Origin of the sequence: Limnohabitans sp. (genome assembly GCF_046052825.1) — a bacterium.
GTDB lineage: Bacteria > Pseudomonadota > Gammaproteobacteria > Burkholderiales > Burkholderiaceae_C > Limnohabitans.
Genome location: NZ_JAVLFP010000065.1, coordinates 1 through 12,259 on the forward strand (window position 1 = coordinate 1; position 12,259 = coordinate 12,259).

13 protein-coding genes are annotated in these 12,259 nt (G+C 60.3%); 7 read left to right on the top strand and 6 right to left on the bottom strand.

Going from position 1 to position 12,259, the window contains the following annotated elements; genetic code table 11:
- Positions 1-159 precede the first annotated feature (159 nt).
- The 5 genes from ACKWJN_RS11345 (at position 160) to ACKWJN_RS11365 (ending at position 4,939) form a co-directional block, all read left to right on the top strand.
- Complete coding sequence (locus tag ACKWJN_RS11345) at positions 160-1,368, top strand: 3-hydroxybenzoate 6-monooxygenase (protein WP_408596980.1); 1,209 nt, start codon at positions 160-162, stop codon at positions 1,366-1,368.
- A gap of 26 nt (positions 1,369-1,394) precedes the next feature.
- Positions 1,395-2,432 carry a cupin domain-containing protein gene (locus ACKWJN_RS11350; RefSeq protein WP_408596981.1) on the top strand — a complete coding sequence of 346 codons (1,038 nt, stop codon included), beginning with the start codon at positions 1,395-1,397 and terminating at the stop codon, positions 2,430-2,432.
- A 70-nt stretch (positions 2,433-2,502) separates the two neighbouring features.
- Positions 2,503-3,210, top strand: a complete 708-nt coding sequence (locus tag ACKWJN_RS11355) for a fumarylacetoacetate hydrolase family protein (protein ID WP_408596983.1) — start codon at positions 2,503-2,505, stop codon at positions 3,208-3,210.
- 7 nt (positions 3,211-3,217) lie between these two features.
- Positions 3,218-3,856, top strand: coding sequence for a maleylacetoacetate isomerase (gene maiA / locus ACKWJN_RS11360; RefSeq protein ID WP_408596984.1), 639 nt, complete (start codon positions 3,218-3,220; stop codon positions 3,854-3,856).
- A gap of 84 nt (positions 3,857-3,940) precedes the next feature.
- Positions 3,941-4,939, top strand: coding sequence for a Bug family tripartite tricarboxylate transporter substrate binding protein (locus ACKWJN_RS11365; protein WP_408596986.1), 999 nt, complete (start codon positions 3,941-3,943; stop codon positions 4,937-4,939).
- Between the two features lie 55 nt (positions 4,940-4,994).
- Here ACKWJN_RS11365 and ACKWJN_RS11370 read toward each other — a convergent pair whose 3' ends face one another.
- From ACKWJN_RS11370 to ACKWJN_RS11395, 6 genes are all read right to left on the bottom strand, one after another.
- Positions 4,995-5,702 carry a queuosine precursor transporter gene (locus ACKWJN_RS11370; RefSeq protein ID WP_408596987.1) on the bottom strand — a complete coding sequence of 236 codons (708 nt, stop codon included), beginning with the start codon at positions 5,700-5,702 and terminating at the stop codon, positions 4,995-4,997.
- Positions 5,703-5,704: 2 nt separating this feature from the next.
- Positions 5,705-6,694 carry a PhnD/SsuA/transferrin family substrate-binding protein gene (locus ACKWJN_RS11375; protein WP_408596989.1) on the bottom strand — a complete coding sequence of 330 codons (990 nt, stop codon included), beginning with the start codon at positions 6,692-6,694 and terminating at the stop codon, positions 5,705-5,707.
- A gap of 62 nt (positions 6,695-6,756) precedes the next feature.
- A complete protein-coding gene (locus tag ACKWJN_RS11380) occupies positions 6,757-7,737 on the bottom strand; it encodes a Bug family tripartite tricarboxylate transporter substrate binding protein (RefSeq protein ID WP_408596991.1) in 981 nt (326 codons plus the stop codon).
- Positions 7,738-7,742: 5 nt separating this feature from the next.
- Entirely contained in the window at positions 7,743-9,335 is a 1,593-nt protein-coding gene (locus ACKWJN_RS11385) for a bifunctional 3-(3-hydroxy-phenyl)propionate/3-hydroxycinnamic acid hydroxylase (RefSeq protein ID WP_408596993.1), read from the bottom strand.
- Complete coding sequence (locus tag ACKWJN_RS11390; RefSeq protein WP_408596994.1) at positions 9,332-10,111, bottom strand: IclR family transcriptional regulator; 780 nt, start codon at positions 10,109-10,111, stop codon at positions 9,332-9,334. The genes ACKWJN_RS11385 and ACKWJN_RS11390 overlap by 4 nt, the downstream gene beginning before the upstream one ends.
- Before the next feature lie 9 nt (positions 10,112-10,120).
- Positions 10,121-10,954 (bottom strand): VOC family protein, encoded by an 834-nt coding sequence (locus ACKWJN_RS11395; RefSeq protein WP_408596996.1) that lies wholly within the window; start codon positions 10,952-10,954, stop codon positions 10,121-10,123.
- A 234-nt stretch (positions 10,955-11,188) separates the two neighbouring features.
- On the opposite strand from ACKWJN_RS11395, the gene ACKWJN_RS11400 reads away from it, so the two are divergent.
- On the top strand, positions 11,189-11,650 hold the full coding sequence (locus tag ACKWJN_RS11400) for a (2Fe-2S)-binding protein (protein WP_408596998.1): 462 nt from the start codon (positions 11,189-11,191) through the stop codon (positions 11,648-11,650).
- A complete protein-coding gene (locus ACKWJN_RS11405) occupies positions 11,647-12,243 on the top strand; it encodes a molybdopterin cofactor-binding domain-containing protein (RefSeq protein WP_408596999.1) in 597 nt (198 codons plus the stop codon). The genes ACKWJN_RS11400 and ACKWJN_RS11405 overlap by 4 nt, the downstream gene beginning before the upstream one ends.
- The last annotated feature ends 16 nt before the right edge of the window (positions 12,244-12,259 follow it).

A 12,259-nucleotide genomic window follows, 5' to 3' on the forward strand; every position in this document is an offset into this window, starting at 1 on the left:
CCTTATCGTCGGCAGCGTCAGATGTGTATAAGAGACAGACCCTGAGCCCGTTGCTTTGTTGCGGATCAAGGGTAAGTCCGCATCTCAGGCCCTCAGATTGCCAGGCCGGGCTTGTTACACTATTAGTACGCATACTGAATATTTTCAAAAGGGTTCAACATGAGCATCACAACGCAAAGCTTGCCTGTGCTGGTGGCGGGTGGCGGCATTGGGGGGTTGGCTGCTGCTTTGGCGCTGACGCGCCAGGGCTTTCACGTCAAGGTGCTGGAGCAAGCGCCTGAGATTGGTGAGATTGGTGCCGGCATCCAACTGGGCCCCAACGCCTTTCACGCGTTTGACGCTTTGGGTGTGGGGGAGAAAGCGCGCAGCCGCGCGGTGTACACCGATTACATGGTGATGCACGATGCGATCGACGAATACCAGGTGGGCAAGATCCCCACAGGCGAAGCCTTCATCAAGCGGTTTGGCAACCCTTACGCCGTGATCCACCGCATGGACGTGCACACCTCGCTGTACGAAGGTGCGCAAGAAACCGGCAAGGTCGAGGTGGTGACGTCCACCCGTGTGGAGCGCATCGAGCAAGACGAACACAGCGTGACGGTGTACGACCAACATGGCAACGCCCACCAAGGTACGGCACTGATCGGCTCCGATGGCGTGAAGTCGGTGGTGCGGGCCCAGTTTGTGAACGACCCTGCGCGCATCACAGGCCATGTGGTCTACCGCGCCGTGGTCGACAAAAAAGACTTTCCCGTAGATTTGCAGTGGAACGCGGCCAGCATTTGGGTGGGCCCGAACTGCCACCTGGTGCATTACCCCTTGCGCGGTGGCGAGCAATACAACGTGGTGGTGACCTTCCACAGCCGCAAGCAAGAAGAGTGGGGCGTGACCGATGGCAGCAAAGAAGAGGTGCAAAGCTACTTTCAGGGCATTTGCCCCAAGGCGCGTCAGCTGATTGATTTGCCCAAGAGCTGGCGTCGTTGGGCCACGGCGGATCGCGAGCCGATTGGCCAGTGGTCGTTTGGTCGTGTCACCTTGTTGGGTGACGCTGCCCACCCCACCACGCAGTACATGGCGCAAGGCGCGTGCATGGCGATTGAAGATGCGGTGACCTTGGGCGAAGCCCTGCGGGTCAACAACAACGACTTTGTCAAAGCCTTCGACTTGTACCAACGTGCCCGCGTGGCGCGCACCGCACGCATCGTGCTGTCGGGCCGCGAGATGGGCCGCCTCTACCATGCCAAAGGTGTGGAGCGTTTGGTGCGCAACGACTTGTGGCGGGGTCGCACACCCGAGCGCTTCTATGATGCGGTGGAATGGCTCTATGGCTGGAACGTGAGCAACTGCCTGTCTGCCGCCTCGAACTGATCAACGTCACTCAGATTGGAAGATTCATGAACGATCTCGGAAAACTCGAAGACCTGCCCGCCGATTACCGTGCTGAGCTGACCAGCCACAACTTGGTGCCCTTGTGGCCCAGTCTGCGCGGCGTGTTGCCACCGGGCAAGCCGCGTCCCAACACCCGCGCCACGTTTTGGGCCTACCAAACCATCAAGCCCTTGCTGCTCAAAGCCGGTGAGTTGACGCCGATCGAAAAAGCCGAACGCCGCGTGCTGGTGCTGGCCAACCCCGGCCATGGCCTGGAAAAAATGCAAGCCAGTGCCGCCATGTACTTAGGGATGCAACTGCTGTTGCCCGGTGAGTGGGCGCCGTCACACCGCCACACGCCCAACGCCGTGCGCATGATTGTCGAAGGCGAGGGCGCTTACACCACGGTGGACGGCGAGAAGTGCCCGATGAGCCGTGGCGACCTGATCTTGACACCCACCGGTTTGTGGCACGAACACGGCCACGATGGCGACCAACCCGTGGTGTGGCTGGATGTGCTGGATTTGCCGCTGGTCTATTACATGGAGACCTCTTACCACGTCAATGGTGAACCTCAAACCATTCATGCGGGCCGGGGTGATCGCCAGTACGCCCGTGGCGGCATGTTGCCCACGCCCGTGTTTGAGCGCTCATCCAAGAGTTACCCCATGCTGCGCTACCCTTGGGCCGAAGCACGCGCAGCGTTGTTGACCATGGCAGACGACCTGCCGCAGCAAGAAGCGGTGCAACTCACTTATGTGAACCCCGAAACAGGTGAAGACGCTGAAAACATTCTGGGCTTTTACGCCCTCATGCTGCGCCCCGGCCAAAGCTTGCGTTTGCCTGCCCGTTCACCCGCTTGTGTGTTCCACGTCATCGAAGGTGGGGCCGAGATCGCCATCGAAGACCAAACGTTCACGCTCACCGAAGCAGACACCTGTTGCGCACCGGGCTACACCGCCGTGACCTTGACCAACCGCCACGCAGACAAGCCCACCTTTGTGTTCATGGCCGACGAGTCGCCCTTGCACCGCAAACTGGGTGTGTACGAAAACCGCGGCTAATCCGCTGGACCTTTTCCTTTTCTGCGGGGCCACGAGGGTGCGCCCCGCATTCATTTTTTAGAAAGCTCTCATGACACAAACCACTTACCTCTGGAATCCTCCCGCTGTTGAATCTTTGCCCGTGCGTGGCAAGACCGAGCGTTTGCCCATCAACCGCTTGTTCTTTGTGGGCCGCAACTACCACGCCCATGCGGTGGAAATGGGCAAGCCCGTGGACAAGTCGGTGGAGCGTCCGTTCTACTTCACCAAAGCACCCCAAACCTTGGTGCACTCGGGGGCGACCATTGCCTACCCACCCGAGACCCAGAACTACCACTTCGAAATGGAGTTGGTGCTGGTGGTGGGCAAGGCGGGCTTTCGTGTCAAAGCCGAAGACGCCCACACCGTGATTTACGGTTACGCCACCGGCTTGGACATGACGCGCCGTGACCTGCAATTGGTCGCCCGCGAAAAAGGTCGTCCTTGGGATTTGGGCAAAGACGTGGAGCAGTCCTCGGTGTGCAGCGAGGTGGTGCCCATGCCCGAGGTGGTGATTGAAAGCGGCGAAATCGCGTTGACCGTCAACGGTCAGACCAAACAACACTCGGACGTGAACAAGCTGATTTGGGGCATTCGCGAAATCATTGCCGACTTGTCCTTGTTCTACCACCTGCAACCCGGTGACCTGATTTACACCGGCACCCCCGAAGGCGTGGGCCCCGTGGTGGCAGGCGACCGCATCGAAGGCCATGTGGCCGGTGTGGGCGAGGTGGCGTTGAACATTGCAGCCGCAGAGTGAGGCCCGGATGAAGCTCTACAACTTTTTCCGCAGCGGCACCTCGCACCGTCTGCGCATTGCCTTGAACCTCAAGGGCGTGAGCGCTGAGTACATCGCGGTGGACTTGCGCACCGAAGAGCATTTGAAAGAGGCCTTCAAGTCGCTCAACCCACAGGGCCTGGTGCCTGCGTTGGTGCACGACGACCAGGTGCTGATTCAATCGCCCGCCATCATCGAATGGCTGGAAGAGCGCTACCCCACGCCAGCACTGTTGCCCCAAGACGCCGACCAACGTGCCCGTGTGCGTGCGCTGGCAGCGGTGGTGGGTTGTGACATCCACCCGCTCAACAACCGCCGTGTCTTGGAGTACGTGCGCCATCAGTTCAAAGCCGACGAAGCGGCCATCAACGCTTGGTGCGCCACCTGGATTTGCGCGGGCTTTGACGCCCTGGAGGCTTTGCTCAAAGCCGACACCCAACGCGGTCGCTTCTGCTTTGGTGACAGCCCCACGTTGGCCGATGTGTACCTGGTGCCGCAGGTCGAGAGTGCGCGTCGCTTCAAGGTGGATTTGACGCAATGGCCTTTGATTGCCGCAGTGGAAGCCGCTTGCATGCAGTTGGAGGCTTTCCAAAAAGCAGCGCCCATGCAACAGCCGGACGCCGCGTGATGCGCAGCCTCTGCTGAGCCCCGCAGAAGCGGGTAAGCTCCACCCGTTTCTTTGAATTTGTTCATTTCATCAAGGATTTCACCCATGTCTTTGTTTTCCACTGCGCGTGTCGCGCACCTCGTGTGTTTGACGGCCGCTTTGCTCTGTGCAAGCTTTGGCGCTTCCGCCCAAACGGCTGCCACATTTCCCAACAAGCCCGTGACCATCGCCACCCCTTTCCCCGCGGGCAGTGGCCCCGATGCGGTGTTGCGTCAGGTGAGCGACAAGCTCTCGAAGCTGTGGGGCCAGCCTGTGCTCATCATCAACCGCCCCGGCGCCAGCGGCTTCATCGCCATTGACTCGGTCGTGCGTTTGCCCGCTGACGGCTACAACTTGCTGCAACTCGACAGCGAGCACATTGGCGCTGTGCCCCACCTGTACAAGTCCAAAGGTTTCGTGCCCTTCAACGCGTTTGACCCCGTTGCGGCTTTGTTCAGAACGCCTTTCTTTTTGGCCGTGGCCACCGACTCCAAGTGGCAAAACATGAAAGACCTGGTGGCCGCAGCCAAAGCCGAGCCCACCAAAGTGAACTACGGTTCATGGGGCATTGGCAGCCCTGGTCACTTGGGCGGCGAAGAGCTGGAATTGCTTACTGGCACTGAGATGACGCATGTGGCGTTCCGTGAGTTTTCACAACTTTTCACGTCGGTTGGTTCCAACGATGTGCAGTGGTCGTTTGGCAGCATTCCTTCCAGCCAAGGCTTGTTCAAAGCGGGCAAGATCCGGTACCTTGCAGTGGCCGCCCCCAAGCGCTTGCCGCAAATGCCTGAGGTGCCCACCATGGCCGAGTCAGGCGGTCCAGCAGGGTTTGAGGTCAACTCGTTTGTGACCTTGGTCTCGCCCAAAGGTTTACCCAATGACCTCAAGGCCAAGATCAATGCCGACGTGATCAAGGTCTTGGCTGACCCTGAAGTCAAAGCGCGTTTCAACACCTTTGGTTTTGAGCCCTTGAGCTGGTCACCCGACGAGATTCGCAAAAATGCGGAAGCCAAGGGCAAGACCTACGAGCAACTGATCAAGCGCAAAAACATCAGCTTGGACTGATCCACCCCCTGCGCTCCATCCATGGCGACCCCGAGGCGACTCGGGGTCGTTTTTTTTAGACCGACACCTTGAAGGGTGTGAAGTTGGTGTCGGTGTCGTAGAAGTCTTCGTTTTCTTTGCGCTTTAAAAATGCCACGATGCGGTAGGTCATGGGCGTGGCCAGCACTTCCCAGCTGGTCTTCAAGATGTACTGCGTGATGGCCACTTGAATCACCTGTTCCGTGGGCCAAATGGCATAGAAAGCCAGGAAGTAAAACAGCGATGAATCGACCAACTCGCCCGCCATGGTCGAGCCGATGGTGCGCACCCACAAGTGACGACCTTGCGTCATGATTTTGAGTTTGGCCAATACAAAGCTGTTGACCAAGCTGCCGGCCCAAAACGCCACGATGGAGCCCAGCACAATGCGCCAGGTGTTGCCAAACACCACTTGCAGGCCCGATTGCAATTGGCTGTTGTAGTCACCCGGGGCGGCAGGCAGCGCAGTGACCACAAAGGCCATCAGCGCAGCAAACGCCAAGGCGCCAAAGCCGCACCACACCGCGCGACGGTCGTGGGCGTAGCCATAGACCTCGGTCAAGATGTCGCCAAAGAAATACGAGATCGGAAAGAACAACACGCCCGCGCCAAACACCAAGGTGCCCACCAGCGGCAAGTCCACCTGGGCCACTTTGCCCGCACCAATCAGGTTGGCGCACAGCAACACCGTGACAAACGCGGCCACGATCAAGTCGTAATAACGGTAGGTACGGTGTGTGTTCATGTTCAGACCTTCACGCTGTCTTGGACTTCTTTGACAAAGATGTCTTCGAGTTTGAGGTGGCGGGTGGTGATCCCTTGTTCCCAAGCATACTGGCTGAAGGCTTCCAGCGTCGAGCGGTTGCCCTCGATGCCGTAGGGCCAGAAGTCGTCGCCCATGATGGCTTGCGACTGCGCTGCGTAGTCGGCCACCCAGGGCAGCGGGTAGGACGAGGCGGTGATGTCGGCGGCGCGTTGCAGGCTGCGGGTTTTGGCTTCTTCAAAACCTTTGAGCAAGTTGGTGGCGATCCAGCGGTTCTTCTCGTACACCTCGCGTTGGATGGCCATGACATGCATGATGGGGAAGATCTGGGTCTTTTGCCAATACGCCATCTCGACCTCGCGGTAGTTGGGAATCAGGCGCTCCACCAACTCAGGGTGGTTGACAAACGCGCTCGGTGGCCGCGCGCTGAGGGCCGCGTCGAGCGTGCCGTTGAGCAGCATCTCCGACAGCGAGGTGTGGGGCATGGGCGTGTAGCGCAGACCTGGGGGCAGTTGCAGGGCGACTTTCTCGCGACGACCGGCGTCGTTCACACCGGCTTGGTGCCAGTCAATGCTGTTGAGGTCCACACCGTATTCGTGGGCCAACATGCCGCGCGAGTAAATGGCTGCGGTTTGTGCCCATTCAGGCACGCCCACTTTTTTGCCTGCCAAATCCGCTGGGGTTTGGATGTGGCGGTCTTTGCGCACATAGATGGAGGAGTGGCGAAAGGCCCGCGATGGAAACACAGGCACCAGCACCAACCAAGGGTCGGCTTGCGACACCAGCGAGATGGCTTTGGCAAATGACATCTCTGAGACGTCCCATTCCTGAAACTTGGTGAAGCGAAAGAACATTTCTTCCACCGGCACATGGATAGGGGTGATGTCAATGCCTTCGGCGCGCACGCGTCCAGACATGAGGTCGCGCACATGGTCGTAGTCGCCGACGGCAATGGAAAGATTGAGATTGGACAAGAGAGGCTCCGTGAAAAAAGTGAACTGACAAATGGGTATGAGGGTTGGGGTGGGCGCAGAGTTCAGTCGGGCTTGATGCCCAGATCGCGGATGATCTTGCTGTATTTGGCTTGGTCGCGTTTGATTCTCGCTTGCAGTTCTTCGGGGGTGGTGATCATCGGTTCAATGCCCCCCGCTTTGTCGAACGCTTCCACCAGGTCACTCGCGTGCAAGGCCTTGGCCACTTCGGCGCGCAAGCGTTGCACCACGGCGTCGGGCGTGCCAGCTGGGGCGAACAAGCCAATCCAAATGCTGTTGTCAAAGCCGGGGTAGGTCTCGGCGATGGTGGGCACGTCGGGCATTTCTTTGAGGCGCTGCGCACTGCTGACTGCAATGGCTTTGAGCTTGCCCGCCTTGATGAGCGCTGAATTGGAGGTGCCCGAGAACATGGCCACGGTTTCGCCACCAATGGTGGCCGTGGTGGCCGGCGCGCCGCCTTTGTAGGGCACGTGCAGCAGGTCCATGCCGGCGCGGGCTTTGAGCATCTCCATCGTCAGGTGGTGCTGGCTGCCGTTGCCCCCAGAAGCGTAGGCGGGTGGGGGCGAGGTCTTTTTCACATAGGCCACAAACTCAGGAAGTGTCTTGACAGGCAAGGCCGCGTTGACCGACAGCACAAACTGGTTGCTGCCCAGCGAGGCGATGGGGATGAGTTCTTTGTTCACATCCACCGCGCCCTTGGCGTACAGGTAGGGGTTGATGACGAACAAGCTGTCCATGCCCACCAGCAGGGTATAGCCATCGGCGGGGGCACGCGCCACGAACTCGGCGGCGATGTTGCCGTTGGAGCCCACCTTGGTGTCAATCACCACGGCTTGGTTGAGGCCGGTGGAGAGCTTGTAGCCAATGGCGCGTGCGATCAAATCGGGCGCACCACCGGGTGGGATGGGCGACACCAACTTGATGGCGCGGTTGGGGTAGGGCGCTTGTGCCCAGACGACAGATGCGGTGCAGAGGAGCCATGCAGCCGTGCAGATGAACGTGCGAAAGACTGTGCGTGAAGACATGCTGTTCAATCCTGCGATGGGTAGACCGTGTGGAAAGCTTGCGCGATGGTGCCACAGGCTTTTGCAACATCCTGTCCCACATATCCCATGACATAGCGGTCAGGGCGCAACACCACGGCTTGCGCCTGCGCACTGTCGAGCACGGCAGCCAATTCGTGTTGCACGTCACGAACGCACAGCGCGTGTGCGGCGGTGGTGGCGGGCAAGAAGTCGTCGGCGTGGCGAATCACGCGCACCACGCGCGCTTGCATGCCCGCAGGCAAGGGCAACTCTGGCGCATCGGCCCATTGCAGCACGGCATAGCCCGTGCCCAACAAGTCGTCCAGCAGCAGGGTCTGGCCATTGGGCAACTCCACCAGGGGCTGGGTCATGAGTTGGGCGCTCGGAATTTTGGCTTGGGGGATATTCCAGGGCACAAAAAAGCCCTCGAAGAAACGGGGCTTGGGCTTGAACTTGAGGTGCAAGATGTAGTCGTGCGCCGCAGGCACCAGGCACACCACTTTCAACAAGGTTTGCGCCAACGCAGCGCCAAGGCGCGACTTGGGCTGCATGAAAGCGCCAATGCGCAAGGCCATTTGAATCAAGGCCCAGGCGTGCGGTTTGCGTTCTTGCTGGTAGCTCTCCAGCAGTTGGGGCGAGGCACCGTGTTGCAGGTTGGCCACCAGTTTCCAGGCCAGGTTGACGGCGTCTCGCACACCGCTGTTCATGCCTTGGCCGGCGAAGGGCGGGGTCAGGTGCGCCGCATCGCCCGCCAGCAGCACACGCCCCTCGCGCCAGCGGGTGGCTACCCGCGCATGGAAGGTGTAGACCACTTTGCGCAACAGGCGCAGCCCTGCGTCTTGCGGGTCGCGGCCTCGAATCCAACTGCGCAGCTGCGTGTCTTCCAGCACGGCCTCGGGGTCTTCGCCGGGGTGCAGCATGAACTCGTAGCGCACCGTGCTTTGCGGGCCGGGCAGGCGAATGGCCGGGCGTTGCGGATCGCAATAGGTGCGGGTGTGGCGAAACGGTGAGGCGCGGCCAATCAAATCGGCGATCAACCATTTTTCTTTGTAAGTGCTGCCCTCAAGCGTGATGCCCAACAGTTCACGCACCGTGCTGCGCCCGCCGTCGCAGGCCACCAGCCAACGCGCCGTGTAGGTGTGTTCTTGGCCCTCATGCAAGACGGTGGCGTTCACGTGGTCGTCATGTTGTTCCAGGCGGGTCAACTCATGGCCGTAGTGCAGGCTGACCGAGGCTTGGCGTGTCATGCCTTGGCTCAGGGCTTGTACCAGCAGCTGTTGGCGAAAAGCGTTGCGCTTGGGGTAGCCGTATTCGCGCGAGCTGGGCTCGATCTTGGCGAACAGCTGGTTCGTCCAGGAGTAGTAATGCACGCCATAGCCTTGCACCACATTCGGCAACACCTCGGGCAGCATGCCGGTGGCTTGCAGGGTGCGCAGGCTCTCGTCGTCGATGGTGACGGCACGGGCTTCGTCCACGGGGCCGTCGTTTTTGTCGATCACCAAGGTGCGCACACCGTGGTTGCCCAGCAAATGCGCCAGCACCAAGCCGGTGGGGCCGGTACCCACCACGATCACATCAAAATTCAAGGTTGGGTTCATGCTGGGCTCGTCGCTGTGAAGATAGGTTTTTTGTGATCTGAAGCCAAACGGGCTTCAATGCGTCGCGCTGCGCTGCGCAACTCGCGCAGGTCGCGCGCATGTTTTGCCGGGCTGACCGCTTGGGCTGGCAACACCACGCTCAGGCTGCCCAGCACGCGCTTGCCCTGCATCAGGGCGACCGCACAGCCGATGGTCTGGGGGTCGAGCTCTGCCTCGGTGGTGACGCTGCCTTCGTTGCGCCACTGTTTCAGCAAGCGGTGAAGCTCTTCTGAGGTTTGTGCCAAGCCGGCAGAGCGAATGGCGGCCTGTTCTTTGACAAACAGCTCGTCGACTTTTTTGGTGGGCAGGTGTGCCAAGATGATTTTGGAGGTGGCGCCTTTGTACAAGGGCATGGCTTTGCCGCGCTCATAACTCACCGCCGAAGGCGCGTGCTGGCCGGAGGTGTCTTGGATGCACAGCACTTTGTCATCATGCAAGCGGCATATCAGCACCCGCCCCCCCGTGGTACGGGCGAGTTGCTCTGGAATTTCTGCGGCCGAGCGCAGCAGCGGGTCAGACTGGCGAATTTGCCGATCCAGCTCCACAATTTTGGGACCGAGCGAGTAGCCGCGCTCGCTCACCCGTTCGATCAAGCCCACGCGGCTGAGCTGCTGCAGGTCGCGGTAAATGCTGGCGCGCGAAGCGCCCAGCTCAGTCATCAACCACTCGGGAGAGATTTCTGGGCGCTCTGGCGTGAACGCATTGAGCACACGCAAGATGCGGTGGGTGTTGGGCATGCCGGTGCTTCAGCTGCGCATGATCGCTTTGCCCCACACGTTGAGGGTGCGCTCTTCGTGGGGCCACACGCCCATGGGGCGGTCGGGTGCGCAGATTTCAATTTCGGAGGAGATCTCTGCCAAATTGCCGTCGGGGTCGCGCACCATGAAAAACACATCGTTGCCAGGTCCGTGGCGCCCGACTCCCCAGACGATTTCGGTGCGCAGGCGGCCCATGTGGTCGGCCCAGTCTTTGAGGTCGTTCCAGCTCGGGGTTTCAAACGACTGGTGGTCAAAGCAATTCACGGGCGCGCCAAACAGGGCCAGGCAGTGGTGCAGGTGCTCGGTGCGCAAGAAGCAGGCCGTGAGCCGGCCGCTGTCGTCTTGGACCCGGTCTGACACGATGAAACCCAACTGCTCGGTGTAGAAGGCCACCAAGGTCTCGATGTGTTGGGTGCGCACCGCAAAGTGCTGGTTGGTCGCTGCAGGCAAGCCGTTGTTGGAGGGCGCAGGCACGGGGTGGTCTTGGGGTGGCACAAACACCAGACACAGGCCTTGCGGGTCGCGCACACCCACGGCGTCAGCGGGCAGGTCTGCAAAACCGCTCAGGTCTTGCCGGGGCAGCGCCGCTGTGTTGGCGCACAAGCGCTCCCACGCCTCTAGGGTGTTGCAGGCCCACAGCGCGTAATGCAGTTGGTTGGCCTGACCGGGCGACATGTGCACGGCGCGTTGTGGTGCTTCGCACACGTGCGTGTTGCCGACTGTGCGCTGCTGCATGTCGTAGCAGCGCGTGTAGAACGCCGCCAAGGCAGCGGGATCGGGGGATTGCAGGTGCAAGCGCACCAAGTGGGCATCAAGACTCAAGGCGGGCTTTCAAGGGTGACAGGTCTGAAACGCACGGACTATCGTGTGCACGCCACGTCTCGTCAATCCGTCATCTCATTCTGTGAGACTTCGATGATATCGATGCGCGGCCCAGGCTGACGCTTGGCTGACGCGCAGGCGTCAGTTTCAGGTCGTTTTGGGGGCTTTCACGCTGGCGGGAACGGAGGGACTTGGCTACCCTACGCGCTTCTTTCAACCTAGGTGGCAGACAACATGAAACTCAACATCAACGGACGTGTGCACGAGGCCGACGTCGAGCCCGACATGCCTCTCTTGTGGGCCCTGCGCGATGAACTCGACATCAAAGGCCCCAAATTCGGTTGTGGTGTGGCCCAGTGTGGTGCCTGCACGGTGCTCTTGAACGGCGAACCGGTGCGTTCGTGCTCTTACCCTGTGTCGGCTGCGGCGTCACAAAAAGTGATCACCATCGAAGGCTTGGCCAACAAAAACGGCACCTTGCATGCGGTGCAACAAGCCTGGATTGACCATGAAGTGCCCCAGTGCGGCTATTGCCAAGGCGGCCAAATCTTGACGGCCGTGGCCTTGCTCAAGAAAAAGCCCAAGCCCACGGACGAAGACATTGATGCGGCCATGAGCAACATCTGCCGCTGTGGCACCTATGCGCGCATGCGCCAAGCCATCCACGCGGTGGCCAACAAAGGAGCACGCGCATGAGTACTTCACACCTCACCGCTGGCGTCGATCGCCGTGGCTTTTTGAAGGTTTCCAGCACCGCCGCTGCGGCTTTGTCGCTGGGCTTTTTCTTGCCAGAAAAAGGCATGGCCGCCACGGCAGAACGCGTCAATGCCTGGATTGAAATTCAAGCCGACGAGACCATCATCATTCGCTATGCCCGAACCGAAATGGGCCAGGGCAGCCGCACCTCCGCTCCCATGTTGGTGGCCGACGAGCTGGAAGCCGACTGGAAGCGCGTGCGGGTGGAGTACGCCACCGCGCATGAGAACCTGCGCCAAAAGCGTGTCTATGGCGACATGGCCGCCGTGGGCAGCCGCACCATCCGCAACTCGCAAGAGTATTTACGCAAAGCCGGTGCCACCGCGCGTGAAATGCTGATCGCCGCCGCGGCCCAGCAGTGGGGTGTGCCCGCCAGCGAATGCGTGGCCGCTTTGGGCGTGGTGACCCACACCCCGAGCAAACGCAAACTCAGCTACGGCAAGTTGGCCGCCGAGGCCGCCAAGTTGGAGCCACCGAAAGAGGTCAAGCTCAAAGACCCGAAAGACTGGAAGCTGTCTCTTATACACATCTGACGCTGCCGACGAAGCT

Excerpts from the sequence above, each read along its gene's own strand:
- ACKWJN_RS11370 (WP_408596987.1), bottom strand. The coding sequence starts at position 5,702 with ATGAACACACACCGTACCTACCGTTATTACGACTTGATCGTGGCCGCG.
- ACKWJN_RS11385 (WP_408596993.1), bottom strand. The coding sequence starts at position 9,335 with ATGAACCCAACCTTGAATTTTGATGTGATCGTGGTGGGTACCGGCCCC.
- ACKWJN_RS11350 (WP_408596981.1), top strand. The coding sequence starts at position 1,395 with ATGAACGATCTCGGAAAACTCGAAGACCTGCCCGCCGATTACCGTGCT.
- ACKWJN_RS11365 (WP_408596986.1), top strand. The coding sequence starts at position 3,941 with ATGTCTTTGTTTTCCACTGCGCGTGTCGCGCACCTCGTGTGTTTGACG.
- maiA (WP_408596984.1), top strand. The coding sequence starts at position 3,218 with ATGAAGCTCTACAACTTTTTCCGCAGCGGCACCTCGCACCGTCTGCGC.
- ACKWJN_RS11400 (WP_408596998.1), top strand. The coding sequence starts at position 11,189 with ATGAAACTCAACATCAACGGACGTGTGCACGAGGCCGACGTCGAGCCC.
- ACKWJN_RS11405 (WP_408596999.1), top strand. The coding sequence starts at position 11,647 with ATGAGTACTTCACACCTCACCGCTGGCGTCGATCGCCGTGGCTTTTTG.
- ACKWJN_RS11380 (WP_408596991.1), bottom strand. The coding sequence starts at position 7,737 with ATGTCTTCACGCACAGTCTTTCGCACGTTCATCTGCACGGCTGCATGG.
- ACKWJN_RS11345 (WP_408596980.1), top strand. The coding sequence starts at position 160 with ATGAGCATCACAACGCAAAGCTTGCCTGTGCTGGTGGCGGGTGGCGGC.
- ACKWJN_RS11355 (WP_408596983.1), top strand. The coding sequence starts at position 2,503 with ATGACACAAACCACTTACCTCTGGAATCCTCCCGCTGTTGAATCTTTG.
- ACKWJN_RS11390 (WP_408596994.1), bottom strand. The coding sequence starts at position 10,111 with ATGCCCAACACCCACCGCATCTTGCGTGTGCTCAATGCGTTCACGCCA.